Origin of the sequence: Streptomyces sp. NBC_00690 (assembly GCF_036226685.1) — a bacterium.
Classification (GTDB): Bacteria; Actinomycetota; Actinomycetes; order Streptomycetales; family Streptomycetaceae; genus Streptomyces.
On the sequence record NZ_CP109009.1, the window covers coordinates 8,138,505 to 8,165,292 of the forward strand.

At 67.9% G+C, this 26,788-nt stretch carries 23 protein-coding genes and 1 pseudogene; 11 read left to right on the forward strand and 13 right to left on the reverse strand.

Going from position 1 to position 26,788, the window contains the following annotated elements:
* The first annotated feature begins 243 nt into the window (after positions 1-243).
* Entirely contained in the window at positions 244-903 is a 660-nt protein-coding gene (locus OID54_RS35105; protein ID WP_329026298.1) for an HAD family hydrolase, read from the forward strand.
* Between the two features lie 23 nt (positions 904-926).
* Here OID54_RS35105 and OID54_RS35110 read toward each other — a convergent pair whose 3' ends face one another.
* Together OID54_RS35110 and OID54_RS35115 are read right to left on the reverse strand one after the other, a co-directional pair.
* On the reverse strand, positions 927-1,514 hold the full coding sequence (locus OID54_RS35110; protein WP_329026300.1) for a GNAT family N-acetyltransferase: 588 nt from the start codon (positions 1,512-1,514) through the stop codon (positions 927-929).
* A 41-nt stretch (positions 1,515-1,555) separates the two neighbouring features.
* Positions 1,556-2,260 (reverse strand): NAD(P)-dependent oxidoreductase, encoded by a 705-nt coding sequence (locus tag OID54_RS35115; protein ID WP_329026302.1) that lies wholly within the window; start codon positions 2,258-2,260, stop codon positions 1,556-1,558.
* A 95-nt stretch (positions 2,261-2,355) separates the two neighbouring features.
* Here OID54_RS35115 and OID54_RS35120 point away from each other — a divergent pair, with 95 nt between their 5' ends.
* Positions 2,356-3,030, forward strand: a complete 675-nt coding sequence (locus OID54_RS35120; RefSeq protein WP_329026305.1) for a TetR/AcrR family transcriptional regulator — start codon at positions 2,356-2,358, stop codon at positions 3,028-3,030.
* A 59-nt stretch (positions 3,031-3,089) separates the two neighbouring features.
* Here the strand turns inward: OID54_RS35120 and OID54_RS35125 are convergent, their stop codons facing one another.
* Positions 3,090-3,299, reverse strand: coding sequence for a hypothetical protein (locus tag OID54_RS35125; RefSeq protein ID WP_329026307.1), 210 nt, complete (start codon positions 3,297-3,299; stop codon positions 3,090-3,092).
* Between the two features lie 731 nt (positions 3,300-4,030).
* On the opposite strand from OID54_RS35125, the gene OID54_RS35130 reads away from it, so the two are divergent.
* From OID54_RS35130 to OID54_RS35140, 3 genes are all read left to right on the forward strand, one after another.
* Positions 4,031-4,891, forward strand: coding sequence for an enoyl-CoA hydratase/isomerase family protein (locus OID54_RS35130; RefSeq protein ID WP_329026309.1), 861 nt, complete (start codon positions 4,031-4,033; stop codon positions 4,889-4,891).
* Positions 4,892-5,229: 338 nt separating this feature from the next.
* On the forward strand, positions 5,230-5,634 hold the full coding sequence (locus tag OID54_RS35135) for a BlaI/MecI/CopY family transcriptional regulator (RefSeq protein ID WP_329026310.1): 405 nt from the start codon (positions 5,230-5,232) through the stop codon (positions 5,632-5,634).
* 4 nt (positions 5,635-5,638) lie between these two features.
* Positions 5,639-6,568 (forward strand): M56 family metallopeptidase, encoded by a 930-nt coding sequence (locus tag OID54_RS35140; protein WP_329026313.1) that lies wholly within the window; start codon positions 5,639-5,641, stop codon positions 6,566-6,568.
* Between the two features lie 44 nt (positions 6,569-6,612).
* On the opposite strand, the gene OID54_RS35145 is transcribed toward OID54_RS35140, so the two are convergent.
* The 3 genes from OID54_RS35145 to OID54_RS35155 form a co-directional block, all read right to left on the reverse strand.
* Positions 6,613-7,989, reverse strand: a complete 1,377-nt coding sequence (locus tag OID54_RS35145; RefSeq protein ID WP_329026315.1) for an MFS transporter — start codon at positions 7,987-7,989, stop codon at positions 6,613-6,615.
* Positions 7,990-8,096: 107 nt separating this feature from the next.
* Positions 8,097-8,447 (reverse strand): ArsR/SmtB family transcription factor, encoded by a 351-nt coding sequence (locus OID54_RS35150; protein ID WP_329026317.1) that lies wholly within the window; start codon positions 8,445-8,447, stop codon positions 8,097-8,099.
* Positions 8,448-8,696: 249 nt separating this feature from the next.
* On the reverse strand, positions 8,697-10,679 hold the full coding sequence (locus tag OID54_RS35155; RefSeq protein ID WP_329026319.1) for a heavy metal translocating P-type ATPase: 1,983 nt from the start codon (positions 10,677-10,679) through the stop codon (positions 8,697-8,699).
* A 96-nt stretch (positions 10,680-10,775) separates the two neighbouring features.
* Here OID54_RS35155 and OID54_RS35160 point away from each other — a divergent pair, with 96 nt between their 5' ends.
* Positions 10,776-11,162 carry an ArsR/SmtB family transcription factor gene (locus OID54_RS35160; protein WP_329026322.1) on the forward strand — a complete coding sequence of 129 codons (387 nt, stop codon included), beginning with the start codon at positions 10,776-10,778 and terminating at the stop codon, positions 11,160-11,162.
* 120 nt (positions 11,163-11,282) lie between these two features.
* On the opposite strand, the gene OID54_RS35165 is transcribed toward OID54_RS35160, so the two are convergent.
* Complete coding sequence (locus tag OID54_RS35165) at positions 11,283-12,284, reverse strand: sporulation protein (RefSeq protein ID WP_329026325.1); 1,002 nt, start codon at positions 12,282-12,284, stop codon at positions 11,283-11,285.
* Between the two features lie 419 nt (positions 12,285-12,703).
* Between OID54_RS35165 and OID54_RS35170 the strand changes: the two genes are divergently transcribed.
* A complete protein-coding gene (locus tag OID54_RS35170) occupies positions 12,704-13,435 on the forward strand; it encodes a hypothetical protein (protein ID WP_329026328.1) in 732 nt (243 codons plus the stop codon).
* 46 nt (positions 13,436-13,481) lie between these two features.
* On the opposite strand, the gene OID54_RS35175 is transcribed toward OID54_RS35170, so the two are convergent.
* On the reverse strand, positions 13,482-14,291 hold the full coding sequence (locus OID54_RS35175; protein WP_329026331.1) for a phosphotransferase: 810 nt from the start codon (positions 14,289-14,291) through the stop codon (positions 13,482-13,484).
* Positions 14,292-14,673: 382 nt separating this feature from the next.
* Between OID54_RS35175 and OID54_RS35180 the strand changes: the two genes are divergently transcribed.
* Positions 14,674-15,618: a DUF3048 domain-containing protein gene (locus tag OID54_RS35180; protein ID WP_329026334.1), complete on the forward strand. Its 945-nt coding sequence runs from the start codon at positions 14,674-14,676 to the stop codon at positions 15,616-15,618.
* A 115-nt stretch (positions 15,619-15,733) separates the two neighbouring features.
* Here the strand turns inward: OID54_RS35180 and OID54_RS35185 are convergent, their stop codons facing one another.
* The 4 genes and pseudogenes from OID54_RS35185 to OID54_RS35200 all read right to left on the reverse strand — a co-directional run bounded on the left by OID54_RS35185 (position 15,734) and on the right by OID54_RS35200 (position 21,379).
* Entirely contained in the window at positions 15,734-16,231 is a 498-nt protein-coding gene (locus tag OID54_RS35185) for a hypothetical protein (protein WP_329026337.1), read from the reverse strand.
* Positions 16,232-16,654: 423 nt separating this feature from the next.
* A pseudogene (locus OID54_RS35190) lies at positions 16,655-18,318 on the reverse strand (IS1182 family transposase).
* A gap of 134 nt (positions 18,319-18,452) precedes the next feature.
* Positions 18,453-20,186, reverse strand: coding sequence for an FG-GAP repeat domain-containing protein (locus tag OID54_RS35195; RefSeq protein WP_329026338.1), 1,734 nt, complete (start codon positions 20,184-20,186; stop codon positions 18,453-18,455).
* A 182-nt stretch (positions 20,187-20,368) separates the two neighbouring features.
* Positions 20,369-21,379 (reverse strand): helix-turn-helix domain-containing protein, encoded by a 1,011-nt coding sequence (locus OID54_RS35200; RefSeq protein ID WP_443055822.1) that lies wholly within the window; start codon positions 21,377-21,379, stop codon positions 20,369-20,371.
* 599 nt (positions 21,380-21,978) lie between these two features.
* On the opposite strand from OID54_RS35200, the gene OID54_RS35205 reads away from it, so the two are divergent.
* The 3 genes from OID54_RS35205 (at position 21,979) to OID54_RS35215 (ending at position 25,408) form a co-directional block, all read left to right on the forward strand.
* Positions 21,979-22,803, forward strand: a complete 825-nt coding sequence (locus OID54_RS35205; protein ID WP_329026340.1) for a LuxR C-terminal-related transcriptional regulator — start codon at positions 21,979-21,981, stop codon at positions 22,801-22,803.
* Between the two features lie 537 nt (positions 22,804-23,340).
* Entirely contained in the window at positions 23,341-24,423 is a 1,083-nt protein-coding gene (locus OID54_RS35210; protein WP_329026342.1) for an FAD-dependent oxidoreductase, read from the forward strand.
* Between the two features lie 223 nt (positions 24,424-24,646).
* On the forward strand, positions 24,647-25,408 hold the full coding sequence (locus tag OID54_RS35215; RefSeq protein WP_329026344.1) for an SDR family NAD(P)-dependent oxidoreductase: 762 nt from the start codon (positions 24,647-24,649) through the stop codon (positions 25,406-25,408).
* Between the two features lie 124 nt (positions 25,409-25,532).
* On the opposite strand, the gene OID54_RS35220 is transcribed toward OID54_RS35215, so the two are convergent.
* A complete protein-coding gene (locus OID54_RS35220; RefSeq protein WP_329026346.1) occupies positions 25,533-26,585 on the reverse strand; it encodes an alpha/beta hydrolase in 1,053 nt (350 codons plus the stop codon).
* Positions 26,586-26,788 lie beyond the last annotated feature (203 nt).

Below are 26,788 nucleotides of genomic sequence, written 5' to 3' on the forward strand. Positions count from 1 at the left end.
TTGCAACGACGGCAGAGCGATCTCGACAAGAGGACTGGAGTGCTCCGATCCTTCAGCCCGACCCGACATCAGCAACCTTCAGGGGTTGGGGAGGATGCACCGCCCCTACGTACATGGCGACTTCGCAGCGGGGGAGCGGTCACTGCATCGACGTCGACCACCCATCACAGAATCCCGGCACGACCGACGGTGGTCCACATATGGGTGCGGGTCTTGGTCGGTCACACCTCTAGGCTGCGGACCATGAAGCGGACCCCTGTTGAACTGGTGATCTTTGACTGTGACGGCGTGCTGGTGGACAGCGAGAAGATATGCGTCACCGTAGACGCGATGGTCATGAATGACCTGGGGTGCACATTCACCGAGGCCGAGATCATCGAGCGGTTCGTGGGATCGTCCACCGAGGTCTACACCGCGGCCGTCGAGGAGCGACTCGGACGGCGCCTGGAGAAGGACTGGCAGCAGCGGTACGAGCCTTGGTACCAGACCGCCTTCGAGGCCGAACTGACCGCCGTCGAAGGCATCGCGGACGTACTGGACCGACTCATGCCCCCCTTCTGTGTTGCATCGAACGGTGATCACGCCGGGATCCGACGAAGCCTGGAGATCGTCGATCTGATCGACCACTTCCGAGGACGCATCTTCAGTGCGGCAGACGTGCGCCGAGGTAAGCCCGCACCCGACCTCTTCCTGCACGCTGCCCATTCCCTGGGCGTCGATCCCGGGCGGTGCGCGGTGATCGAGGACAGTGTGTATGGAGTGCAGGCGGCCCGGGACGCCGGCATGCGGTCCTTCGGCTACTGCGGCGGCCTCACACCGGCCTCGCGACTGGAGGGATCGGGAACCGTCGTCTTCGACGACATGCGCGACCTGCCGGAGCTACTGGCGACCGCGGTCCATTGACTTGCCCCGCCGGGTGTTACGCATCAGATGTCGAGCCACATCGGCTGGAGTGACGGTCCGTCATCCAAGAGGTGGATCGGTTCACCGTGGTCGCGGAATCCATGCCGTGCGTACAACGTGCGGTTGTCGCGCGTGGATGCCTCCAGATAGACCGGTAGACCCCTTTCCTTCGCCTGGGCAAGTCCGTATGTGAGCATCATGCTTCCGGCACCTCGACCTCGGTGTTCCGGCAGAACGGCCATGGACTGGAGGTAGAGGTGGGCACGCTCGGGGCATCGGGTGTCCGTCGCCTTCTGAACGGCCCGTAGACGCAGGGATGCTGGATCGCTGCCTGTGGGCAGTTCCATCGGTTGCGGCCTGCCCGTTCGGGGCAGCCAGATCGAGGCGCCGATGCGTTCACCGTCGGCGACCGCGAGCATCAACGCCCCTGCGTCGGCGGCGCCACCGAGAGAGCTGCCGAACATGCTGTGCATCTGCTGGATGCGGGTGTCGGGATCGGGAAGGACCCAGGCCATCACCGCCTCGTCGGCGAATGCGGCGGTACACAACGCCGCCACTGCTTCGAGTTCGGAGGCCGTTGCGAGGCGTGTGGTGGTGGTCGGTAGGGTCATCTGTCGCTCTGCCTTTCGTTGTTGTGTGGTGTTGCGGGGAATCAACCGTCGCTGGCGTGAGCGAGCGCGCTGGGCGTGAGGCGTCCGACGATCGCCGGGGCCTCGTGGACGAGTGTTTCGTCGGTGAGCGCTTCGACCATGAAGAGTGCGAAGTCCACCCGCCGTGTCATATTGCTCTCCAGGAGCGGGGCACCGACGTGTCGGCTCCACACGGGAAGCCCCTGACTCTCGCCCTCTTCCAGGTCGCTTCCGCGGGCCAGGGTCCACCGCCGGTCACTGGCGAAGATCCGGCGCGATGCCTCCACCTGGTCATCGATGTCGATGACCCGCAGTGTGCGCCCCAGCCAGGTGGCGATCCGGGCGGACGCCGTGAACTTCCGGGAGTACCGGTCCTGAGCGTCCCGGGGGACGTGCCAGCCGCAGGAGAAGACCAGGCGGGCATCGGGGTCCGCGTGATCGAGTACGGCCTGTGCGGTGCCCGACGAGTACTGCTGCATGCCCCAGGGGACGAGTACGGTCAGCACCCCTTCGCACCCCGAAACGGCTCGTCGGATCACTTCTCGGTCGTTCGTGGGGCCGGCGACGATCGTGATCCTGTCCGCGAGTGCGGCCAGTTTGCCGACGCTGCGTTCGCGGCAGACACCGACGACCTCGTAGCCGCGGTCCAGCGCATGCCGAACCAGGTACTGGCCCAGCTTCCCCGAAGCGCCGACGATGCAGACCTTCCGTATCCGCTCCCTGCTCATCCCTCAGCTCCTACCCTGCTCGACCACCAAAACTTACGTTGTAAGTAAAGTAAGCTTACGCCGTACGTCAAGCAAGGTGGTAGGGGAGGAGGCTTATGAGCGAGCACGGCACCGGTCGGCGCACCAAAGCGAAGAGGGCGGGGCTCAGCCGGGAACGAGTGGTCACCGCCGCGATTGCCCTGGCCGACGAGAAGGGTCAAGCCGGGGTCACGATGCGGGCGCTCGCCGCCACGCTGGGCGTCGAGGCGATGTCCCTCTACAACCATGTGCGCGGCCGGGACGACATCCTCGACGGAATGGTCGACGTGGTGTTCGGCCAGATCGACCTGCCGTCCTCGACGACGGACTGGAGGTCGGTCATGCGTCACGGCGCCAGATCAGCACGCGCCGTCCTTCGAGCTCACTCGTGGGCCGTCGGCCTGATGGACTCCCGCAGCCGGCCGGGTCCGGCGACCTTGCGTCACCACGATGCCGTCCTCGGGGCCCTGCGGGCGGGAGGCTTCTCCATCACGATGGCTGCGCGCGCCGTCACGGTGATCGACAGCTACGTCTATGGGTTCGTCCTTCAGGAGCTGAGCCTGCCCTTCACCAGCGACAGCGAACTCGATGGCGTGGCCGGGGGCATCCTGCGCGCATTGCCGACCGACACCCACCCGCACCTCGCAGAACTCATCACCGCGCAGTCCCTGGGGCCCGGGTACGACTACGCCGAGGAGTTCGAGTTCGGCCTCTCCCTCATCCTCGATGCACTGCACCCCGACGAGGTCTAGCACTCCTGATCGCTGCCTGGGACTGATGGGGTTCGTAGTCCCCACGCCCCAGGGAGGCGTCAAGGGTGCCGTACGTGTGCGGCGCCGCGCCCGAGGGTGGGCGCCACTGTCCCGGCCGTCGAACCCTCGTCGATGACGATCTTCCGGTAGCCGCCGCCCTCGGCTGCCCGAGCGGCGACGAAGGTCGTGGCCCGGGCGGGATCGGCGATCGTTCCGCCTGCCCACTCGGGGCGCTCCCGTAGACCGGCTAGGCCAAGCCCTGAGCCCATCGGATGGCTGCCGCCCTGGCGGTGGCGAGGGCTCCGGCACTGCGGAGATCGGCGATGTCGCCCCGCTCCGCGGTCGGCCTCCGTTGGCATTGCAGATTCGGCGGCCAGACAGAACACGCCCGGTGTGGTGGTCACTGTTGTCCACGGCGGTGTGATGGGAGCCGGCGTTCACCCTCTGACCCATGGGCCCATGCCTCTATCTCACCTCGTGGGATGGCCCGCTCCTGTGTACATGGGGGCTGGCCTGGTGGGGCATCAGATCAGTGAGTTGTATCCGATCGGGGCCCTAATATGGCAATTCTTCCTGAATTCCCCGTGGGTATTGCGCTGAATGGATCCAACCATTAGCGTTCACTGAACGTGCCGCTGACGCAGCGGAGGGGGATCACTTCATGATTCACAGGTCAGAGTCCGTACTGACCACTGCTGCCCGGACCGTACCGGCACCGCAACTCGACACTCCGTTCCTTGTCGAGCCCTGCTGGGGCACGAACGCCCGAGGCGGCATGGCACCCTGCTCCGCGGCAGTGGCGTCACACGGCACCCGTGGCGGCCGTGGGCGTTGGGCGATCACCGTCCGATCCGGTTTAGCGCCCTGGAACCGGTAGTCGCCTGGCCGGCGACGCCGTCCTTGTGCCGTTCCGCTCCGCCACGGGCACATTTTTTCTGAACCCCGTACCGAACCGATCCACTGACGAACCAGCACCCGCATGTGCAACGGAGGTAGCAGCATGTCGTTGCAGGAGTTCCTGCCCACACCAAAGTTCGACGAGTACAAGGATTTCTTCAAGGACTTCTTCACCCTCGATCGTCGCGAGGACGGCGTGCTCCTGGCACGTGCCCACACCCGAGGGGACTCGGTCCAGCTCAACGTACAAAACCATCGCGCCCTCGGTCAGTTCCTCAAGACTGTGGGAGCCGACCCTCAGAACGAAATGCTCATCCTGACCGGCACCGGCCGTGACTGGATGATGGGTTCCGATCCCACGGGCTTCGAGCTGGAGGAGGAGGACCTGGAGTACTGGGCCTACGAGTACGCCTACAAGGACGGCCGCACCAACGTCAGCGCCATGGTCAACGACCTTGAGATACCCACCATCGGCCTGTTCAACGGTGACGGGTACCACTCCGAGGTGCTGCTGATGTGTGACCTGACGCTGATGGCCGAAGACGCCCACATCTACGACCTGCACTACGGCATCAGCTCGGTGCCCGGTGACGGCATCCACAATGCGTTCCAGGAACTCCTCGGCGTCAAGCGCGCCGCCTATGCACTTCTCACCGGTGAATCCTTCGACGCCCAGAGCGCCCTTGACCACGGCCTGGTCAATGAGATCCTCCCGGCCGACCAACTCGTCGACCGCGCGTACACCATCGCCGACCACATCATGACTCAGCCCCGCACCATTCGCCGTCTGACCACCCAGATCGTCCGGCGGCCGTGGAAGAAGCGCATCCTGGACGACCTTGACGGCGGATTCGGCATCCAGATGTTCGGCCACCTCGCCAAGGGCAAAGCGGTGCACAGCAACGAGCACATCTCCGGCACCGGCAACTACGTGAGAGAGGGTCGTCGCACCCCCTTCGACTGACGGTCCCGGGACCGATAGGAATACCGGTACGGCATGCCACCGGCCTCCTCGCCCGAGGCCGGTGAGCCGCCGACCCACTGCTCCGCCGCAGTGCAGGACAGGGAACAGCCCCGGACGTCGGCCAGCCGTCTGCGCACTACATCATGCGCCCCGCCCGTACCCGATGTGGCTGGCTGATCCGCCGGGACCGCGCACGGTCGCCACGAAGGCCGTCGGTGTCCACTTCCTCCTCCTATGGCCTGAGAGGGCAGCGCTGACACGCGGTGCGTCGGCGGTGCCTCAGTACGATGGCCCCACCCCAACGCACGGCGGGTTTCGAAGGCGGGAGGTTGACGGACATGACGGGCCAGAACAACGGCGGTGCCGGTCAGCAGCCCCGCCGAAGGGGCCAGGGCGAGCTGGAAGCGCAAGTGCTCACCGCACTGCGCCGGGCCGAAGGACCGGTGAACGGAGCCTGGGTCCAAGACAGCCTCGGCGGAGACCTCGCCTATACGACGGTGATCACGATTCTGACGCGGTTGCATGCCAAGGGCCTGGTCAACCGTGCCCGAGCCGGCCGCTCGTTCCAGTGGACTCCGGCAACGGACGAGGCCGGACTCGCCGCGTTGCGCATGCGCCGAGTGCTGGACGGAGAAGGTGACCGCGAAGCGGTTCTGGCGAGCTTCGTCACCGCGTTGTCGCCGGGGGACGAGCGACTCCTGCGCGACCTGCTGGCTCAGAGCGCCGAGGAAGAGGAAGACTGAACCCATGGGGGTTTTCGTCTTCCTGCCACTGGTACTGCCGCTCACCGCGTGGCCGATCGCCCGCGTGGCCGAACAACATCTCCATCCGCGCGTCGCGACCTGGCTGCTGACCGTTGTGGCGGGCGTGCTCGCGATGTGCAGCACCATGTGTCTCGCCCTGCTGGTCGTGGTCGGGACCGCCCAACTGCCAGGCAACCCGCTGCCGGACGGATGGTCGGACCCCGAGGTTCGCGCGGCGGTGCCGTACGACGAACTTGCGGGCAAGGCCGCCATCCCCGCACTCCTCGCCCTGGTCTTCGCCTGTACGAGAACGGCCTGGCGCCATCACCGCGTACGCCACCATGCGCAGCGGGCCCTGGCGGAGCTTCCTCCGGGGCCGGTCGTGGTCCTCCCCGACGAGACGCCCTATGCGTACGCCCTGCCCGGGAGACGGGATCGGATCGTGGTGACGACGGGGATGCTGGCGGAACTCACCGCAGCCGAGCGCCGTGCGCTCTTGGCACACGAGGGAGCCCATCTGGCCGCTCGTCATCATCGGTTTCTGCTGACCGTATGGCTCGCGGCCGGCGCCAACCCGTTCCTGAGGCCGTTGCGCACGGCCGTCGCCTACACCGCCGAGCGGTGGGCGGACGAGAGTGCTGCCGAAGCCGTCGGGAGTCGCCGGACGGTGGCGCGGGCAGTGGGCAAGGCCGCGCTGGTGTCCCATGGTGCGCCCTTCGCCACCATCGCGGGGTTCGCCACCGCGGGACCGGTGCCTCGTCGGGTGGCCGCGCTGCTGCAACCGGCCCCCGTCGCACGGCTGTGGCCGCCCGTCTTCACCCTGGCGGGCCTGGCGGCCTGGGCGGCTGCGGCGGGGACCACGGCCTCCGCACTGTCCTCGGCGAACTCGGCCTTCACCCTCTTCTTCATCCTGAAGGCAGCGACCCCGATATAGGACCAAAGGACCTGCTGACCAGCCCTGACACTGCCTTCCAAGCGTCAGCGGCGCCCGGATCCGACCATGCCGATCGGGCTCCTTTGCGGCCAGTGATGATGGTGCTGGTCGATGACATAGCGGTGGTCATGCCGCCATCCGCCGGGACAAGGGTGGGCGTTGGCGAGATGGGGATGGTCTCGGGGCAGGTCGGGGTGGATGTGTTCGAGCTGCGCGGGATCACGGACGGGCCAGAGCGCGGCTGCTGCGACTGCGGCGATCAGTGTGATGACACCGAGGACCATGGCCGTGATCGGAAGCCCGCTCTCCGTGGCGAGCCAACCGGCGAGGGGATAGGTCAGCAGCCAGCAGCCGTGGGAGAGGGAGAACTGCGCGGCGAAGGCCGAAGGCAGGTTCGCGTCGCCCGTCGAGCGGCGGATCACTCGCCCTGCGGGAGTGAGGACGGCCGAGCAGCCGGCGCCGATCGCCGCCCAGGCGGCGAGCAGCGCCGGCCAGGACCAAACGCTCGGCGGTGTGGCGACGATCGGGACCACGGCCGTCAAGGTGGTGGGGAGGGCGAAGGCCGCGGTGATCATCACCGTACGGTCGGTGAAGTGCCGCAGGAGCGGCGGAAGCACCAGCGCGGCCAGGATGGAGCCCGCCCCATAGGCGCCCAGCGCGAGGGAGACCGCGGTGACCGGGCGATGGAAGTGGTCGCGGACCAGTACGACGGTGTTGATGAAGACGATGGCTCCGGCGGCGGCGACCACGAGGTCGAGGGCCAGCAGCGCCCGTAGCCGGGGAGTCGCCCAGAACAGCCGGGTGCCGAACGCCGCCTTCGCATAGCTGTTGCCCGTCCGCTCGATGGGCCTCGGCTCGGGGAGGACGGCGGAGACGACCAGGGCGGCGGAGGCCATCAGGGCGACACCGGTTCCGGCGAACAACCAGTTGTACGAGACGAAGGCCAGCAGCGCTGCGGCCAGCACAGGACTGAACAGGCTCTCCAGGTCGTACGCGAGCCGGGACATCGACAGGGCCCGGGTGTAGTCGCCTTCGTCGGGCAGGACCTCGGGGATCGTGGCCTGAAAGGTTGGGGTGAAGACTGCCGAAGCCGACTGTAGGAGAAAGATCAACAGATAGATCTGCCATACCTCGGTGACGAACGGCAGGACCAAGGAGACACCGCCGCGGACGAGATCCATCGAGACCAGCAGGGCACGCCGCGGTATCCGGTCGACGAATGCGGCTGCCACGGGCGCGATGGCCACATAGGCGACCATCTTGATCGCCAACGCGGTGCCGAGGACCGCTGAAACGCTGTCACCTGCGATGTCGTATGCCAGCAGGGCCAGCGCGACGGTGGCGAGCCCCGTTCCGGCCAGGGCGATGACCTGGGCGGTGAACAGATGTCGATAGGTGCGGTTGCGCAGCACGGAGAGCATCGATCCCGTTCCGTCCCCTGAGGCGGCATGGTGCGACGACAGCATCGTAGCCAATAGGTGCGCACGTATGCACCTATTGCTTTTGGGCCTGCCGGGCCGCCCCGCTGTCAGTCGTGGGGCGGTAGGGCACCGATCTGGTGCTCGGCGACGTTCAGGGCCTCGTCCACCAGTCGACGCAGATGCCCATGGCGCAGGGCGTACACGACATGGCGCCCGTCCTTGCGGGCGGTGACCAGGCCCGCCAGGCGCAGTTTCGCCAAGTGCTGGCTCACGGACGGCCGCGCCGCGCCGCATGCATGGGTGAGCGTGGTGACGTCCGCCTCGCCCCGACCGAGTCGTTCCAACAGAGCCAGCCGGGTGCGGTCCGCGAGCAGGGCCAGGACGGATGCGGCGACGTCCAACCGTTCGTCCGGTTGCTGCGAATGATGCGCACCTGCCAGGTGCATGCCTGCGCTCATGCCCACATCGTAGGCGGTCCGGGAGCCATGGGTGCGTCCCTGCGCACGGGTGATCATCGGCCCAGCCCCCCAGGCGGGCCCGGAGCCCGCCCGCCGACGAACACTGAAGGGAGGGCGGCTCGGGGACGAACGGCCTCGAGGCGGCTGCGGGTCGTGCTCGTGCCCCCGGTCGGCCTCGGAGCGCGCTGAGTTCCCTCACGGTGCCGAGTACGGGACGCTCCCTCGGCGCCCCGGCGGCCCCCGTCCGGTCTACGCGGACGAAACAGCCCGGCGCCAGGCCGAATCCCGAAGCAGCCGCAGGCCATTAAGACCGACGACCACCGTCGACCCTTCGTGGCCGAGCACCCCCAGCGGCAGCGGCAGATGGCCGACGAGATCCCAGAGGACCAGGCCGGAGATGAACACACCGGCGATCACCAGATTCTGCACGACCAAGGTGTGGGCGGCGCGGGACAGTGCGATCACCGCAGGAATCGTGGCGAGTTCATCGCGGACGATGACCGCATCGGCGGTCTCCAGCGCGAGGTCCGATCCGGCGCGGCCCATGGCGATGCCGGTGTGGGCGGCGGCCAGTGCGGGGGCGTCGTTGACGCCGTCGCCCACGATCAACACTCGTCCGCCCGCCGCTTCTCGTTCACGGACGACGGCGACCTTGTCCTCGGGCAGCAGACCCGCGCGAACGTCGGTGATGCCCGCTTCCTCGGCCAGTCGGGCGGCGGCTCGTGGATTGTCGCCGGTCAGCAGGATCGGGGCGGCCCCGGTCAGTGCCGTGAGGGAGGCAACCGTCGCAGCCGCGTCCGGACGCAGCCGGTCGGAGATGCCCAACACCCCGACCGGGACACCGTCCCGCAACACGACCACCGCGGTCCGGCCCCCGTCCTCCACTTCCCGGGCGACGGCAAGCGCGACGGCATGAGCTGTTGTCGGCACTCTGGACAGCAATCGGGCAGGGGCTCCGACCGAGATCCGCAAACCGCCGACGATGGCCCGCACCCCCACCCCCGGGGTCGACTCGAACTGCCCCACGGAAGGGATGTCGAGCCGACGTTCGTGCGCGGCATCGATGACGGCCCGCGCAAGTGGATGCTCGCTGGGGTGTTCAGCCGCGGCGGCCAGAGCCAACAGACCGTCCTCATCGAGGCCGCTGCCCTCCAAGGCGGCGACCAGGGCGATGTGCGGAGTGCCTTCGGTCAGGGTGCCGGTCTTGTCGAGTGCGACCGTGTCCACCTGGCCGAGGCGCTCCATCACGACGGCGGACTTCACCAACACACCGTGCCTCCCGGCGTTGGCGATGGCGGACAGCAGCGGAGGCATCGTCGCCAGCACCACCGCACAGGGTGAGGCGACGATCATGAAGGTCATGGCCCGCAACAGCGCGTCGGCCGACTCCTCGCCGAACGCGAGCGGAATCCCGAACACCGCCAGTGTCGCCACCACGATGCCCACCGAGTACCGCTGCTCCACCTTCTCGATGAACAACTGGGTCGGTGCCTTCGTCCGGGAAGCCTCCGCGACCATGGCCACGATCCGGGCGATGACGAAATCGCCGGCGCTCCGTTCGACCCGTACCCGCAAGGAGCCGGTGCCGTTCAGTGTGCCGGCGAACACCTCGTCACCCGCTTGCTTGGCCACGGGGAGTGGTTCCCCGGTGATGGTCGCCTGATCCACCTCGCTGGCACCGTCCAGCACCCGGCCGTCCGCGCCGACCCGCTCGCCCGGCCGGACCAACACACGGTCCCCGACCAGCAGGTCCCCGGTCGCCACCCTCTCCTCGCCGCCGTCGTCCAGGAGTCGGGTAGCGCTCTCGGGGGCGAGGTCGAGCAGGCCGAGCACCGAATCCTGGGTGCGTGCGGTGGCCAGTGCCTCCAGGGCGCCGCTGGTCGCGAAGATGACGATGAGCAGGGCGCCGTCCATGACCTGCCCGATCGCCGCGGCCCCCAGGGCGGCCACGATCATCAGCAGGTCGACATCGAGCGTCCTCTGTTTGAGTGCGCACATCCCGGCCCAGGCGGGTTCCCAGCCGCCGACGACATAGGCGAGCCCGTAGAGCGGCCCCCAGGCCCAGGCCGGGGTTCCGGTCAGTTGCAACGGCAGCGCGATGAGGAAGAGGGCGAGAGCGGCTCCGGCCCAGCGGGCCTCTGCGAGGGCGAACACCCGCGTACGGCGCAGCGGCGGTCTCGCTGTGGCGGCCGGTAGGGGGTTTTCGGAGCGGTGGACCACGGCAGAGGGCATGGCGGAAGAACCCTTCACGGGCAGGAGGGCAGCGACGCAACTCAGAATACATGTACACATGAATATGTCTTCATGTGTTGTCGGTAAGATGGCTCCATGGGTCATGGAGCCGCCGACAAGAGCACTGCCACCGCCCGCGAGCGCCTCGACGCGGCCGGGGTGTCAGATGTGGCCGCAACGCTTCAGGCGCTGGCAACCCCCTCCCGGCTCTATATCCTCGCCCGCCTCCAGGAAGGGCCTTGCTCGGTCGGTGACCTGGCGGACGCGGTCGGGATGGAGCACTCGGCCTGCTCCCACCAACTCCGCCTCCTGCGCAACCTCGGCCTGGTCACCGGCGAACGCCGTGGCCGTTCGATCGTCTATGCCCTCTACGACCACCATGTCGCTGAACTCCTCGACCAGGCCCTCTACCACGTGGAACACCTACGGCTCGGGCTGCGCGACGCGCCCGCCGAACCGATGTCGACCGAGGTGCGGAGGTAGGAGCCCCTCTCGGGTTCGAGCGGCCGGCCACTCGAACCGACGAACACGCTCGCCGCCGCGGCGATGGGTGTGCCTGGCAACGGACGGGGCGGCGGACCGCAGAGGGGTTTGGGCTGGCGCTCAGCCTTCCTCGGACCCTTCCGCGGAGGCCGCTTCGAAGAAGTCGCCCACCTCGTCGACGACTTCGGCGGCCACCATGCCGCCGACGACTCCGACCGCTAGGCCCGCGGCCCCGGCGGCAATGGCCGTACCCGGCCCCTTGGGGCGGTCTTCGGCTCCCTGGTGACCCACCTCGTACGCATGCCCGTCCGGCGATCCGGAATGAACCTGAGCCGGGACTGTCCGGGTGCCGAGCGATGCGGTCAGTTGACGGATCCAGCCGTCGACCTCGGCCGTCAAGTCCCGCCCGGAGTTCTCCCGGTGGCTGACGTCGAACCGAGTGAGGGCTGCGTGCCCCGAGGAGAACAGGCCCTCCGGTTTGTCTGCCTCCAAGACGACCTCCATACCGCCCGGATGGGCCAGAAAGGTCACTTCGAGTTCCTGCATGGCGTACGCGTACTGAGGAGCCGGCGTCAGTTCGATCTCCTGATAGAAGGGCAGTCGTTGCCCCGTGCCGCCGATGCGTCCGTACTCCAGATCGGTTGAGGCGAATCCGAATCCGAGCAGTCCGAGCGCTTCCAGGACCGCCTGCTGCGCGGGTAGAGCACCCACCGTCAATGGATCCAGATCGCCCTTGTCCCTCGCTCCCGCCACCACCAACTCGGTGCGCACTCCGAGTGTGATGCCCAGGTTCTGGCCGTGGAGCGTGGTGATCGGGGTCTCCCACGGCAGCTTCGCCTGAAAGGGGAGGGTGAGCTGCTGTCCCGCGGCGAGGCGGAAGTCCCCGCTCACGGTGAACCGGTCGAAGACCACTGATCCTTCGTGCGCGACGTCGTCCGTCTCGGCCTCGACCCGGGCGACCAACTCCCATCCGATCCGCTCGATGGCAGCGTCCGTGCTCCCGCCCTGGAGATGGACCTGGCCCGTGAAGCTGCCCCCGGGCAGCGGGGTGCCGGGGTCGAGCACCGTGTCAACCGTGGGACCGCCCACGCCGAGCGAACCGAGCAGTCGTTTGAACACCATGGCGGAGTTCACTCCTCATCTGTGCGTTGTCATGTTCGAGTGTTGGGCCCGATGTGCGCGTGATGGGGCGCGCCGGGCTCCCTCGGTTGGGACTGCTTGGCCCCAGCGCAAGCCTGGGCGCGCGCCACTCCACGAGCCGACTGGAGCACCGTCATCCTCGATCTATTTCTACACGACTGTAGAAGCACAGGGGGGAGTGTACGAGTGAGGCAATGCCTCGGCGACTGGCGGTGGTTGTCCGAAACCGATAGGTCGACCACCCATATGAGTTGACCGTCGTCCTGTCGCACTGAGGGTTCGCGGGCCCACAGCGCCCCCGCCACCGTGTCTCCGGCCGTTGGCGATCTCCGGGGCCGACCACGACAGGATCAGGGGCGCCTATCCACCCGCTGTCAGTGGGAGTTGCTACCGTCCGGGCCATGACGTTTGAGGGGGCGGAAAGCCCTGCGCACGGAGTGACATTGACGGAGCAGGTTATTGAGAAGGTGCGGCGCGATCCGGCGGCGTCCGTGCTGTCGTACCGGCACATACCCTGGGTGGAGGGCGCCGTCGCCCGCCCGCTGGACGAAGAAACCCTCGCGGATGCCGTGTTCCCGTCCGGACGTCCGTTGTCACCGAGCCTGCGCGCCTGGTTGGCGTTCGACACCAGCCTCCTGGAGCGCCATGGGTGGTTCGACTCCGACGGCGATTTCGCGCCGCTCCCGCTCGACGAAATGGTGGGGGAGGAGATGGGCGACATATGGGCCGAGGAGTTCACCTGGCTGGCCGGGCGTTTCTCCGAGTGTTTCCTGCTTCCTGGCGGATCGGACTCCAGACGGATCCTCGCCGTCACCGAGCCGGACGCAGAAGGCGAGTACCCGGTGCTGGCTCTCGACTGCGACGACATGCCGTTCCTCGGACTCATGTATCCGGGGTTCGACGTCTATCTGGCCGACGCAGCGGGCTTTCTGCCCGAGGGTGAATCGCGGGGTTACACGGAGTTGATGGACCACGGCGTCTACGGATCCAGGATGCGCCGGCACGCGAACCAGTGCTTCGCGGGGGACTCCCATGTCGAGTTCCCCTTTGAGCGCACACCGGTGTATGCCGAGCTGCACCCCCAAGCGGAGCGGAAGCAGCGGTCGACCCGAGCGCCGGACGCACATCGCTAGACCAGCACCCCGGGAGGGCCAAGAACCCTTGTCCGGTGGCTAAGCCTTACCGGGCTGGGAAATCTCGCATCAACGCTGTCGAGAAGGTCGTCGCATGGCGGGTGATGTGTGCGGCGTCGGTGCGGTAGAGGGAGTCATGCCCGGCCGCGATGTGCCCGGCGAATGCCGTGGAACCCGCGCTCGCCTGTGCATGCATATGGCGGACCAGGTGTTCCAAGCGGTCCCGGGCCGTTGCGGTCAGTTCCGCGCGATCGTCGACACCCAGCCGATAGGCGTCTGCGAGGAGCCGAAGCCGATGTGCCTGTTCCTCGACGGGCAGGGTGACATCACCGTGGTCCGGGTCGGTCAGGGGAACGAACCGATAGGCGGCATAGGCGAGGTCCCAGATGCGCGGGCCGGGGTGTGCGGTATCGAAGTCGATGAAGGCGATCGGCCTGCCGCCGCGGAAGACACAGTTGTACGGTGTGACATCGCCATGGCAGATCACCTCGGCCGGTTCGCGGCCGGGGAAGTACCAGTCGGCGTCCGCCCCAGGGGCGAAGCCGACGGTGGCATCGTGGTACTCGCGCAGCAGCTGGGCCACTGCGCACAAGGCCGCGTCCGATCGCACACGGTCCGCCAGGGGATGGTCGGCGACCTGGCCGGGGAGGAAATCCAGGACCTCCCGGCCCTCCGTGTCGAACCCATGGGCGCGCGGGGCACCGGTGAACCCCACCACGCGCAGATGGGCGAGCAGGGCATGGACGGTGCGGGTCCACGGCCCCACCGGCCGTCGGACAGTCGATCCGATCCGTACGACATGGTTGACACCGCCGCCTATCAGCACTTCTTCGCCCAGATGTTCTGGCGTTGTCATGGGGACTCCTTGGCTACCGCAACGCGCGGTTCGAGCGCTCTTGGTCCGCCCTGCCCGCGCACTCGCGTGGAAATGCTCGTCGACGAGAGCTCAACGACGCCGCGCACTGAGTATTCACCGACTACGCCGCCATCGCCCCCTTAGTTGCAGACCGCCGGGCTGATGACCGCCGACCACCAGCTCCGCCCTCGTACGTCACCACTAGGCCGTATGTTCGAGCAGTTGAACGGGATCTGCGGCACGGCATGGGCGACGCCCGCTCGCCCGCGTCACAGCCGACACCCGCCACGCATATCGGCTGACCCGAAGGAACCACCCGGGAGGTCGGACGACTCCAGCGCACGTACGGTGAGACCCACGCTCGTCTCCGGGGGTGCAGAAGATGGAACGGTCGGTCAGGAAGCGGAAGGCCGCGCTCGGCACCGTGCTCGCGGTGGTGCTCGCCACCCTGCTGGGCGCGTGCTCCGATGACTCGGGGACCTCGCCCGAGGAATCCGCCACCCCTTCGGCGGGGCCGGTGCTCGCCGTCAAGATCGACAACGCTCCGCAGGCCCGTCCCCAGACGGGGCTGGGCGCGGCGGACGTGGTCTACGCGGAGCAGGTCGAGGCCGGGCTGAGCCGGCTCATGGCCCTGTACGCGACTCGGCTCCCCGACTCCGTGGGACCCGTGCGGAGTGCCCGGGAGTCCGATCTTGAGCTTCTGGCGCAGTTCCCGGACCCGACGCTGGTGTTCTCCGGGGCCCAGTCGAAGTTGCTGCCGCTGATCGAGGCTGCGCCGTTGCGGCCCGTGACCCCCGGTAGCGCCCCGGCGGGAGCCTTCGTTCGCGACCAGGAACGGACCGCCCCCTACAACCTGTACGTACGGCCGCAGCGGGTCCAGAAGGACACGGCCGGGGCGAAGGCCCTGGAACGGGCCGGGTTCCGTACGGGCCCACCGCCGGGTGGCGGTGAGGCGGTGACCGAACGCACCGTGCGTTTCCCCAGCGCTCGGTTCACCTTCACCTGGTCCGCCGATCGGGGCCGTTGGCAGATCGCCATGGACGGTCGCCGGGCGGTTGAGCCGGACGGTACGGCGGTGACCGCGGCCACTGTCGTCGTCCAGCGGGTGGAGATCAGGGAGTCCCAATTCCAGGACTTCATGGGCAACAACTCCCCGCTGACCGTGACCGTCGGCTCCGGTAGCGCCGAGGTCCTGCGGGACGGGCGGGCATTTCCGGGGGAGTGGAAGCGCGCCTCGGCGCGAGGTGGAACGACTTTCACCACACCGGACGGCGATCCGCTGAATATCGCGAACGGGCCGGTGTGGGTGATGTTGGTGGCAAGCTGAGAGACGGCTGCCGAGTGGCGGCGCGCAACGGCCCTGACGGGGCGAGGTCGGTGGAGGTGCGAGCTCGGCCGGGTTCCACTACCCCGCCGAGCCCAGCAAGTGGGAGAGCGCCGACTCAGAACTCTTCGGGCTCGGGCAGGATTCTGACGGTCAGCGTCTGGGTCTCGCCCAGCAGGGTGAAGGAGCCGTTGAAGTAGCCCCCTTCGTAGGGCGCGTCGTAGTCGGCGGCGAGATCGATCGTGATGGGGCGGGCGAAGGTCACCCGGTTCGCCGGGAAGTACCCGCTCGCGCTCAGCCCGTCCGGGGCGACGCGCGAAGTGCATCCCGGCGACTCGCAGTTGATGTTCAGGGAGACGATCCTGGTGTACGGCGGCGCTTCCACGTCGAGGTAGCCGGGTCCGCGGCGTACCTGTCGGTCCGGCGGCAGCACCACCCTCCTGGCCGGGCCCCCTGCTTCCAGCTCGGGAATGTTCTGTTGAGGTGGTAGCGCGAGGACAGCCCGGGTCTGTGCCACGGCGGGAGGCGCAGACAACGCGGTCGGTACACCCGCGCCGCCGAGGAGCACCACGGCCGTGACCGCCCAGACGGGCATGCGGATCTTCCTCGTGACCATGGGTGCAGTCCTCTCCTCAGAGCCCGGCGAACGGATAGGGGATCAGGACGTCGCCCTGCCCACACGATCCTTTTCCGGATGCAGCCGGATATGCCGGCAGGCCATTCGATTCACCTGAATGAGGGGGCTGCGCACGGCCGGAGCGCCTACCGGTCGGGTGCGTGGACCGGCCGTTACCACCACACGGTGACCATGTGCCTTGGCTCGGGTAGCCGTACGGCCCGGGCTCGCGGACCCGATCCAGCGGCGGTGTAGCGCGTGGATCGCCCCTCGGACCGGGACCGCCCCCTTGGCGGACGTCTGGGTGCCTGATGCCCGGTCGCCGATCATGAGGTGCGGGAACGTAGGCGTTCCGGCAGCACAACGGCCCCCGCCCACTGAGGGACGCTGTTGGCGAATGGTCCTTGCTTCGCCCCACCGATGTCATTCGGTGGGGCGAAGTGCTGCCAGGTGGCTGGTGCGGGTGCGGGCGTGGGGTGTCCCGGTGAGATGGGCGTCGATGCGGACGAGGTTGATCGCCGCGCCGGTGAGCTGGTGCTGAAGGCTGGTCTTGGCCAGGCCCCGGTAGCGGGATCTGCGCAGGCCGTGGGCGAGGACGCCTTGGGAGATGGTGCCCTCGACCCCGGCGCGGATCTTGTAACGGGCCTTCCAGTCATCGGTCTGCTGGAGAGCCCGGGCCTGGTGGATGGTGTCGTACTCGTTGCGGGGCCGCAGGGTGAGGTCGCGGCGGATGAGCTTGCGGCTGCCGGGCTTCGATTTGATGCAGTCAGGCCGCTGCGGGCAGGGGGTGCAGTCGCGTGGGGAGAACTGGACGCGGATGACCGGCGTCCCTCGCTGTGACATGGCCTGACGCCACACGGTGCTGGTGTGAGTGCCCGGACACGTCACCTGCTGCTGGTCGCAGTCGATGGTGAACGCATCCTGTCCGAAGGCCGCTTCACCTCTGGACTGGGCGGAAGTGACGGCCTTGAGCGGTCCGTGCAGGTCCACGCCGTGATCCTGGCGGGCTGCGCTCATCGCGGGACCGTTGGCATAGCCGGTGTCTACCCAGTGCTCGCCGGGCAGCAGGTCCCGTCCGGCGAGGGCACGGTGGACGACAGCGGCCATGCGGTCATCGCTGACCTCACCGGTCGTGGTGGCGACGTTGGTGATCAAGCGGACGGTATCCAGCTCGCAGGTCTCGGTCAGATGGACCTTGTAGCCGTCCCAGAACACGTCCCTCTTCCCGCCGTTGCGGGCCTCGGGGTCATACGGGGTGGCCAGGCGCGTGGCGCCCGGCGGACGGTCTTTTGGGCCTCGGCGAGCCACCTCGCCGTCGACCAGGTGGAAGTGCTGGCCCACACCTGCCGCAGGATCTCCGCCTCGGGCAGTGTCCGTAGTCCTGGCGGAGCACCGTTCGCCCAGATCTTCCGCAACAGGTGCATGCCGTCGGCGCCGATCCGCTCGTAGACGCGCGTGCGCTTCGTTCGGTCCTTGGGGAAACGGGATTCTTCGGCGCGGGTGGCATAGTGCCTGAACCATTCCGGCCGGGCACACTCACTCAGCCAGTCCGGCTCGGCGCGGGCCACCGCGTTCAGGGCTGCCCGCAGACTCTCCGCAACCAGCTCCAACTGGTTCAGCTCACGCACCGCAGACAGCACGTGCGTGGAGTCTGTCCGCGCTCTGCCGGCGGCGGTGATCAGTCCCCGATGCCGGGCCGCGGCCAGAATACCGTCCAGGATCTCCCGGCCGCCGTCCGCACCGATCAGCCGGTCCCTGAACTCTGAGAGAACCGAGTAGTCGAAGCCCGGGTCGGTGAGTTCCAGTCCGAGCGAGTACTTCCAGTCGATACGGGCCCGCACCGCCTCGGCGGCCTGCCGGTCCGTCAGGTTCTCCACGAACTGCAACACCAGCACTACAGCCAGCCGGCCTGGTGACCAGGCATTCTTGCCCCGCACCGGGAACAGATCGGCGAAGTCCTGGTCCTGGAACAACACCCCCACTTCGTTCCGGACCCTGATTGCCAGGCTGCCCTTCGGAAACGCAGCCCGTGCCACCCGCACGGTCTCCACCGGAACGTCTCCCGATACCTGCGGCCTCATCGACACGCGTACCCACCCCAAACAGCAACGTCGGCCTTCGAGACCACAACTGGGTCTCGAAGGCCGACGTCACGCGACAGGCCCTATTCGCCAACAGCGTCCCACTGAGGACGGAGGCCGTCAGCCACGTTCGGAGCCTGTCAGAAGAGCAGGTTGTACTTCTTCCAACCGGAGGCGACCTTCACCCGGGCCGCGTACGGCTTCGCTGCGTCACCCGTGCCCTTGTAGAACCAGATGGCACCCGCGGCGTCCCGTGCGACCAGGTCCGCCTTGCGGTCCGAGTTCAGGTCGCCCGGTGCCACCAAGGAGTTGTAAATCTGCCAGCCGGTGCTGACCTGCACCCGACCGCTGAGCGGCTTCGACGCCACTCCCGTTCCCCGGTACAGCCACAGCACGCCCTTGGCGTCCCGGCCCAGCAGATCTGCCGTGCCGTCACCGGTCACGTCGGTGCCGCCCACCAGCGAGTTGTAGATGTTCCAGCCGGTACCCACCTTGGTCCTGGCACCGAACGGCGCCGTGGTGGTTCCCGTGCCCGGGTACAGCCACAGCACGCCCTTAGCGTCCCGCGCCAGCAGATCGGCCTTCTTGTCGCCGGTCAGATCCGATGCACCGGTCAGAGAGGTGAAGGCGTTCCAACCCCCGCCGACCCTCAGCCGGCTCTTGAAGATGCCGCCGTCACCGGACGTCCGGTAGAACCACAACACACCGCTCTTGTCCCGTGCCACTGCACCGGGGCCGCTGCTCTGGACGGTCACCGGAGCCAGCCGGGTCAGCGCCGAGTACTGGTTCCAGTTCACACTGCTGCCGACCAGCTCGACCGAGGCGAACGGCTTCGAGGCTTTGCCCGTGCCGCGATAGTCGTACAGCTCGCCGTCCGTGCCTCGGCCCACGACCCGGAAGCGCTCGGTCACCGGGATCGAACTGCTCACCGCGAAGTCCGACGCCTTCTGCGGGTTTCCGGTGCCGAAGCCGTACACCTCGTAGACCGCGGTGTTCCGCAGTCGCCATGCCGGAGCGGTTGCAGCGGCCTTCAACCCGTAGGTGACCGTGTAGTCGCCGGGCTTCTTGACGGTACAACGGATGTCATTGCCCCAGCCCAGCTCCCCGAGCGAGTGATCGCACTCGGCGCCGGTGGCGCCCGCCGCGTTCACGCCGTCGACGCTGACCTTCAGCTCGCCCTCGTCCCAGCGCCGGAAGCCCGGAGCCTGGGACAGGCTCAACTGGAGTTCGCCCTTGTCGACCGCGTGCAGCTTCACCGTGTGCTGCACGGAGCCACCGGCCGGCAGTGTCGCCGTCGACAGGGTCATGGTGTTCTTCGCGACGTGTGCCTTGGTCTTCGCCGTGACCGTCGCATGTGCACGCCGCGGACCGATGGCCTTCGAGCCGGCGGTCTGCGCCTCCTTGATCCCCGCGTCGACGCTCTTCCCGCGCGGCACGTAGACAAGGCCGTAGTAGAGCGTCGTACCGTTCGCGGCACTGCTCGCCGCCGAGACATTGGGCCCCGGGGCGCCCCAGCCCTTCACACTGCACAGGTACACACCGGTGACCCCGGTCTTCGCCTTGCAGTCGGCCGTCGGGTCCACCTTCAACCCGGTCGGCACCCCGCCGCTGGACCAGCGCGCATCCGTGAGCGGCTTCTTGCTCAGGGCGTAGACGAAGGTTCCGTCCGCCTCCCCGCTCTGCTGTCCGCCGGTGGCCGGCGGTGACAACTCCTCCCAGCCCACACCGGGCATCAGGGCCATGTCCTGGACCGGGTCGAAGTAGAACGTCGGATCCCCGGCCGCCACGGCCGTCCCCGCCCCCACGACACCACCGGTGACGAGCAGCGCCGTCGCAACACCGGTTCCCACGAGCTTTCGCAAAGCTACCCCCATCAATCAAACGATCGGCGGACGGTAACACGCCCCACTGACAGCCGATTCAATCGGGGCCAGCCCCGGGAGGCATGTGCCCCTGCTCGCCGCCATCGTGTCGGTCCTGCCTTGCGTGCCCCACGACCTCGGAAGGAAGCACAGGTCACCGCCATGCGCCGGCTCGGTCGCACCTGGGTGATCGCCTACGTTCCTGTAGGCGCTTCACCGTCTGAGCTGAGGAACGCACCCGGCGCACCGAGTGTGTTGTGACGGTAGTCCCGAGGGGGTACGCCGTAGGCGGCACGGAAGGCGCGACTGAACTCCGACGCCTGGGGCATTCCCCAACGAGCTCCGATGGTGTGGACCGGCTGCCCGGCGCAGATCGGGTCCGCGAGGTCCGCGCGGGCGTTCTCCAGACGGCTGCGACGAATCAGTGCGGCCACGGTGGTGCCTTCGGTTCGGAACAGCCGATGCAGATGGCCTACGGAGATGTGGTGGGCGGCGGCGATGTGCGTGGGAGTGAGGTGGGGGTCCGCCAGGTGCTGTTGGATGAACGCCTTGATCCGTAGGACGAGCGCACGCTGCCGGGTGTCCGGCGGCAGGAGGTTCTCCGACTCCAGCGCATGCGCGAACATCGCCGCCACCAGGTCGGTGAGGACTACCCCGAGACGCGGGGCGTCACTGAGTCGATAGTCGTTGAGGTTCCGGGTGAACTGGGTGAGGAACTGGGCCAGTAGCGCCCCCATGCCCTCTCGTCCCGACATGGGCAGTCCAATCGCACGCTCGGCACGGTGGCGGGGCAACGGCAGCACCGCCTTCGGCACCTCCACACCGATGAGGAGGATGCGCTGCTTGCCGGAGACGATCTCGTAGGGGCGCGAGGTGTCGTTGGTGTGGTAGCTGAACGGGTATCGGCTGACCTCCTGGCGCCCCCAGAAGATGTGGCCCTCACCGCGCAGGAGCAAGGACACGTGGTAGTTCTCGGGGTCCGCCTGACGGATGTGCTGCGCCGTCCGTCGGAAGACCACCGGCGGGAAGGCGGCGGGCCACACCGTCACATCACCGAGTTCGATGACCCGCTGGCGCGCCCGGAAGTCGCAGGCGTCGTCACTCCGGAGATCCATGGGGGCATGCGTGGAGCTCATCAGGTCGCGCCAGTAGTCGAATCGATCGGCAGCGGGAATGCCCGTGGAGCGCAGCACGACGGACGGCAGTGGTCGGCCGGCCGCATGCGATGCGGACTCTGCTGCGGCGCACGGATCGGAATGAGGTGTGGGTCCGTCGATCGGTCCGGGATGGTCCCCGGGGCCCGTCAACGGTCCTGCATTCGGGGCCTGTCGCTGTGGCGGGACGAGTGTGCGTACGGACATCGCTTGAATCCCCCTGAGTGCAACGAAGTTCATGGTGGCGAAACGGCTGCGATGTCGTTCGCCCCGGCCCTGCGCACCGGTCCAGGTCACGGTGGTGCGATGACGCCCATGGGTTGTGATGGCCCGTGCGGGCGCCTCAAGGGCACGGTTCGCATCCTGCTACGGGGGTGCCATTGCGCACCGCGTCGAGCCTGCGTACGCATGTAATCTGCGTACTTGTGAAGCACAATCAATCTGCACCATTACCGTGTGGATGTGGCAAAACGACCGCACAAGGGGCCTGTGGGCCCGCCCAGGACTTCTACCGGCGCCTACTCGATGCAGGACGGCTCCCCGGGATCGACGCTCCGTCCTGTCTGTGGCAACTCCATCTGCTCGCAGACGATCCACGGGATCCGGGATCCGTCCTCCCCGTTCCGCCGGATACCGCGGCGCCGGCCGCGTTGCAGCCGTTGGAGGATGTGTTCGCGGAGCAACGCAGCAACCTGCGGTCCGCCCGGGCGGCACTCGCCCGCTTTGGGGAGTTGTACACGGAAGCCCAGCGCTCCGAGATGCCGGGCGCTACCCTCCTCACCGGAGCGGCACTGATCAGCAGGACCCTCGAAGCGACCGTGAACAACGTCCATCACGAGGTGATGACCGCGCAGCCGGGCGGAGGCCGCCCGCCCGATGTGCTGGAAGAGGCGATCGCCCGCGATCTGCGGATGTTGGCGCGGGGCGTGCGGCAGCGATCCATCTATCAGCACACCATCCGCCTCCATCAGCCGACCCTGGCCTACGTCGATGCCACCACTCGGGCCGGCGCCGAGGTGCGCACTCTCGCGGAGGTCTTCGAACGGCTCATCGTCCTGGATCGCGAGGTGGCGTATATCCCGGTCTCCGACCAGCGTGCGGATGCCGCGTTGGAGATACGTCACCCCGGGATGGTCCGCTTCATCTGTCTCTTCTTCGAGAGCGCGTGGAGCCGTTCGCTCCCGGTGCACGGCGAGAGCAGGCCGCGTCCACCGCGGGTCACCCAGGAGGTCCAACAGGCGATCTTGCGGGCAGTCGTCTCCGGTGACACCGACGACTCCATTGCGCGCAGGCTCGGCATGAGTAGACGCAGCGTCTCCGAGCACATACGCAAGGTGTCACAACAGCTGGGGAGCAGCAGTCGGGCCCAGCTGGGCTACCTGTTGGCGACGTCCGGTTGGAGATGGGACGGCCAGGACCCGCAGAGCGCGCCGGAGACGACACAGAGTACGCAGGAGACGACCGACGGTCCCTGACCCGGCCTCCCCGTACCAACGTGTCGCAGAGGCGCGAAGGTGTTCCCCGGGCCCGCTGCGGGGGCAGTCGCTGTCGAGTGCGGGATCGCACTGCCTGGGCTGGCCTCCGCCGGGTCGGCTCGACGGCGCCCTGTGACGGCACGCGCACGGAGGATTGTCCGCCCTGGGATCCGAAACTTCCCGGAGGCGGGATCAGCCGCAGAAACGGCTGGTCCCTGCGCCCGGGGAATAAAAGTAAACGGTTGTACAGTTTTCATGTGTCGTAGCGACAGGCCCTGACCCTGGAGTTCTTGTGTCACGTGATGCGGTACCGCCGCCCCGGTCCCTCCGGGCGTCTCGGACCCGGCAGCGGTCTGCCGCCCGCCCCCTCGTCGCCCCGCCCCGGCCGCTGCACGCGCGCGGTCGATGCGCCGGGACGACCCGGGCCTGTGTACCTGCCCCGACCGGGCCCACCGGACTTCTTGCCCCGACCGGGCCCGCAGGGTTTCTGGATCGCTTCGATCCGACACCGCTTCTCATGCTCGTACTGGAGAGACCATGTCCCCCAAAGTTGTGATCGTCGGCGGCGGCTACGGCGGCAGCGCCGCGGCCAAGGCCCTGGATGCTGTGGCCGACGTGACCCTTGTCGAGCCTAAGGACGCCTTCCTGCACAATGTCGGCGCCCTCCGGGCCGCCGTTGACTCGGACTTCGCCCCCCAGATCTTCCTGCCCTATGACCATCTGCTCAGCCGGGGCCGTGTCGTCCGTGACCGCGCGGTCCGGGTCGAGCCCGGGACGGTCTCGCTCGCCTCGGGCAAGGCGCTGGATGCCGACTACATCGTCCTTGCCACCGGCTCCAGCTACCCCTTCCCCGCCAAGAGCGACCTCGATGACTCCTCGGCTTCCCTGGAGAAGTTCGGTGCCACGCAGAAGCAGCTCACCGCGGCGGACAAGGTCCTTCTTCTCGGAGCGGGGCCCGTCGGCCTTGAGTTCGCGGGGGAGATCAAGGCCCGATGGCCGCAGAAGCAGGTCGTCATCATCGACCCGGCCCCGAGCATCCTGAGCGGCTACTCCGATGCGTTCCGTGAAGAGATCCTGCGCCAACTGGACCAACTCGGGGTGGAACTACTGCTCGGCGACTCGCTCGCCCAGGAGCCACCGACCGAGGTCGGGACGGCTGGGGCGTTCGACGTCACCACCCGTTCGGGCGCCGAGGTGAGCGCGCAGGTCTGGTTCAGGGCCTACGGAGTCACACCCGCCAGCGCCTACCTCGCGGGCTCGCTCGCCCCGGCCCGGTTGGACAGCGGCCGTGTCGAAGTGCTGCCCAGCCTTCAGGTGAAGGGCCAGACCACGGTGTTCGCCCTCGGTGACATCACCGATGTGGCCGAACCCAAGCGAGCCGGGGCCGCCATGCAACACGCCGAAGTGATCGCGGGAAACATCACCGCCCTGATCGGGGGCGGTAAGGAGCTGACGTCGTACGAGCCCGGTCCGGCCGCCATCCTGCTGCCGTTGGGCCCCACCGGCGGTGCCACGGAACTGCCCGGCGGCGAACTGTTGGGGCCCGAAGTGACGGCCCAGTACAAGGGGGCGGACCTGATGGTCGGCCGCTTCTCCGAAACCTTTGGGCTCAGCGGATGAGCAGGACCATGCGCACCGGCCGCGCCCTGCGGCACGGATCGGACGCGTGTGGCTGTCAGTGGAGGGCGTCATGAGTACGTGTTCTCGGGCCGAACGCGAGCGCTTACCGCAGGCGGGCGGTCACCGGACACGGGTGGTGGGTTGAAGAACACCCCATCGCTGAAACGTTCCTGCATTGGGTTCGACAGAGATATTTCCCAACGGATTTGAGGAGCACAGAGCCATGGACATCAAGGACCGGGTAGTCATCGTGACCGGTGGCGGCGGCGGGATCGGTGCCGAGACCGCGAAGCTGTTGGGCAGCAGGGGTGCCCGGGTCGTGGTCACGGACATCAGTGAGTCGGGCGAGGCAGTGGCCGAGGCCATCCGGGAAGCGGGGGGAGACGCCGCGTTCCTGCGTGCGGACATCACCGTGGAGGAGGAGGCCGAGGCGCTGGTGGCCAGGACCCTCGACCGATACGGCAGACTCGACGGCGCATTCAACAACGCCGGTGTGGAGCAGGCCGCGACGCCGCTCCACCAGCTCACCGCTGCGCAGTGGGACCGGGCGATCCGGGTCGATCTGACCGGTGTCTTCTACTCTCTGAAGTATCAGATCACGGCCATGCTGGAGTCGGGCACCCGCGGATCCATCGTCAACACGGCATCCGCTCTGGGGCAGGTGGCCGTTGCCAATGCGAGCGAGTACGTGGCCGCGAAACACGGCGTCATCGGCCTCACCCGTGCTGCCGCTGCCGACTACGGACAGCACGGCATCCGTGTCAACGCCGTACTGCCGGGCATCGTCGAAACCCCCATGGTCGCCCGCATCGCGGAGGAGCCCAGCTTCTCGGGAATCTTCGACGGCCTCCGCCAGCGACACCTGCTCGGCAGATTCGCCCAGCCGAACGAGGTCGGCGAGGCCGTGGCCTGGCTCCTTTCGGACAGCTCGGCATTCGTCACCGGAGCGGCGATTCCCGTCGACGGCGGCTATCTCGCCGTGTGACCTCGGACAGAGCGTAGGACGGTAACACCGCCAGTCCGTCATCAGACAGGGCCCGCTGATGGCGGACTGGCGCATGCATGAACCCATGTGCCGCCTTCGCAGGTCACCACGAGGGGAGTTCGGCCTACAGCGCTTCCCCCATCGACGCACGACTCCCGGCGTGGGACTGGGCGAGGAGACGTCGGAGCCAGCGCAACCGGGCGTTGCGGGCGTCCCGACTGAGTGCCGCTCCTGGTACGAAGGTGTCGAACCCGTGGAACGCGCCCGGCCATACGTGCAGTTCGGCTTGGCCGCCGGCCTGCCAGATCGCCTGGGCATAGGCCACGTCCTCGTCCCTGAAGGTCTCGGCCGATCCGACGTCGATGTAGGCCGGGGGAAGCCCGGACAGATCCGTGGCGCGGGCGGGAGCCGCGTACGGCGGTAGGTCCGGGGCGCCGCACCGGTCGCCGAGCAATGCCTGCCACGCGGTTGCGTTGGAGGTGCGGTCCCAGGTGTCGACGCCGGCCATCTGGTGGCTGGAGAAGGTGTTGTTGCGGTCGTCGAGCATCGGGCACAGAAGCAGCTGCCCGATCGGTGCGGGCCCGCCCCGGTCACGGGTGAGGAGGGCGAGCGCCGCGGCGAGCCCACCGCCGGCACTCTTTCCACCGACGATGATGCGGTCAGCGTCGACGCGCAACTCGATCGCGTGCGCGGCCACCCAGCTCAACCCGGCGTAGCAGTCCTCGATCGGCTCGGGGTAGCGCGCCTGCGGTGCCAGTCGGTATTCGACGGAGACGACGGCCAACTCCAGCGCACCGGCCCATTCGTGCAGCACTTGCGGAAGGACGGACCAAGCATTGCCCATCACCATTCCGCCGCCGTGCATGTAGTACAGCACCGGCAATCGTCCGGTGGCCCCGGTGGGGCGAGCGCAGACGAGTGCGACGTCGGGCCGGCCCGATTCTCCCGGCACAAACAGTTCGTCCACCTTGAACAGGCCGTCGGCGCTGAGTTCCGGAACTGTGGGCCTGGGCCTGGTCGCAGCGTCCTGCTGCTGTCGGGTCGCGAGGTTCTCCGGGGTGACCGGTTCCCGTCCCTCGTTGCCCCAAGCCGTCAATGCGGCGCTCAGCTCGGGATCAAAAGGGGGCGGTTGCCACGTCGGCTGGAGCCGATCCGGCTCTGAGCGCCTGTCAGCCACACTCAAGACGATCCCTCCCGTCGGACGAAAGGACAACGGCCCGCACGGCGACGGCTCCAGCTCGTCAGTAGTTCCGTACCAGGAGGAAACGTTCGCGCGAGGTTCATACGGCGTAGTCAAGCACCCCTCGTACGGACACCCCGGCTTCCTCGGGCATGGTATCCAGGAGTGCATTTCGGGGCGCTGTCAGAAACCACACCAGT

Coding starts and splice junctions, on each gene's coding strand:
- OID54_RS35105 (WP_329026298.1), top strand. CDS start 244: ATGAAGCGGACCCCTGTTGAACTGGTGATCTTTGACTGTGACGGCGTG.
- OID54_RS35110 (WP_329026300.1), bottom strand. CDS start 1,514: ATGACCCTACCGACCACCACCACACGCCTCGCAACGGCCTCCGAACTC.
- OID54_RS35115 (WP_329026302.1), bottom strand. CDS start 2,260: ATGAGCAGGGAGCGGATACGGAAGGTCTGCATCGTCGGCGCTTCGGGG.
- OID54_RS35120 (WP_329026305.1), top strand. CDS start 2,356: ATGAGCGAGCACGGCACCGGTCGGCGCACCAAAGCGAAGAGGGCGGGG.
- OID54_RS35125 (WP_329026307.1), bottom strand. CDS start 3,299: ATGGGCTCAGGGCTTGGCCTAGCCGGTCTACGGGAGCGCCCCGAGTGG.
- OID54_RS35130 (WP_329026309.1), top strand. CDS start 4,031: ATGTCGTTGCAGGAGTTCCTGCCCACACCAAAGTTCGACGAGTACAAG.
- OID54_RS35135 (WP_329026310.1), top strand. CDS start 5,230: ATGACGGGCCAGAACAACGGCGGTGCCGGTCAGCAGCCCCGCCGAAGG.
- OID54_RS35140 (WP_329026313.1), top strand. CDS start 5,639: ATGGGGGTTTTCGTCTTCCTGCCACTGGTACTGCCGCTCACCGCGTGG.
- OID54_RS35145 (WP_329026315.1), bottom strand. CDS start 7,989: ATGCTCTCCGTGCTGCGCAACCGCACCTATCGACATCTGTTCACCGCC.
- OID54_RS35150 (WP_329026317.1), bottom strand. CDS start 8,447: ATGAGCGCAGGCATGCACCTGGCAGGTGCGCATCATTCGCAGCAACCG.
- OID54_RS35155 (WP_329026319.1), bottom strand. CDS start 10,679: ATGCCCTCTGCCGTGGTCCACCGCTCCGAAAACCCCCTACCGGCCGCC.
- OID54_RS35160 (WP_329026322.1), top strand. CDS start 10,776: ATGGGTCATGGAGCCGCCGACAAGAGCACTGCCACCGCCCGCGAGCGC.
- OID54_RS35165 (WP_329026325.1), bottom strand. CDS start 12,284: ATGGTGTTCAAACGACTGCTCGGTTCGCTCGGCGTGGGCGGTCCCACG.
- OID54_RS35170 (WP_329026328.1), top strand. CDS start 12,704: ATGACGTTTGAGGGGGCGGAAAGCCCTGCGCACGGAGTGACATTGACG.
- OID54_RS35175 (WP_329026331.1), bottom strand. CDS start 14,291: ATGACAACGCCAGAACATCTGGGCGAAGAAGTGCTGATAGGCGGCGGT.
- OID54_RS35180 (WP_329026334.1), top strand. CDS start 14,674: ATGGAACGGTCGGTCAGGAAGCGGAAGGCCGCGCTCGGCACCGTGCTC.
- OID54_RS35185 (WP_329026337.1), bottom strand. CDS start 16,231: ATGGTCACGAGGAAGATCCGCATGCCCGTCTGGGCGGTCACGGCCGTG.
- OID54_RS35195 (WP_329026338.1), bottom strand. CDS start 20,186: ATGGGGGTAGCTTTGCGAAAGCTCGTGGGAACCGGTGTTGCGACGGCG.
- OID54_RS35210 (WP_329026342.1), top strand. CDS start 23,341: ATGTCCCCCAAAGTTGTGATCGTCGGCGGCGGCTACGGCGGCAGCGCC.
- OID54_RS35215 (WP_329026344.1), top strand. CDS start 24,647: ATGGACATCAAGGACCGGGTAGTCATCGTGACCGGTGGCGGCGGCGGG.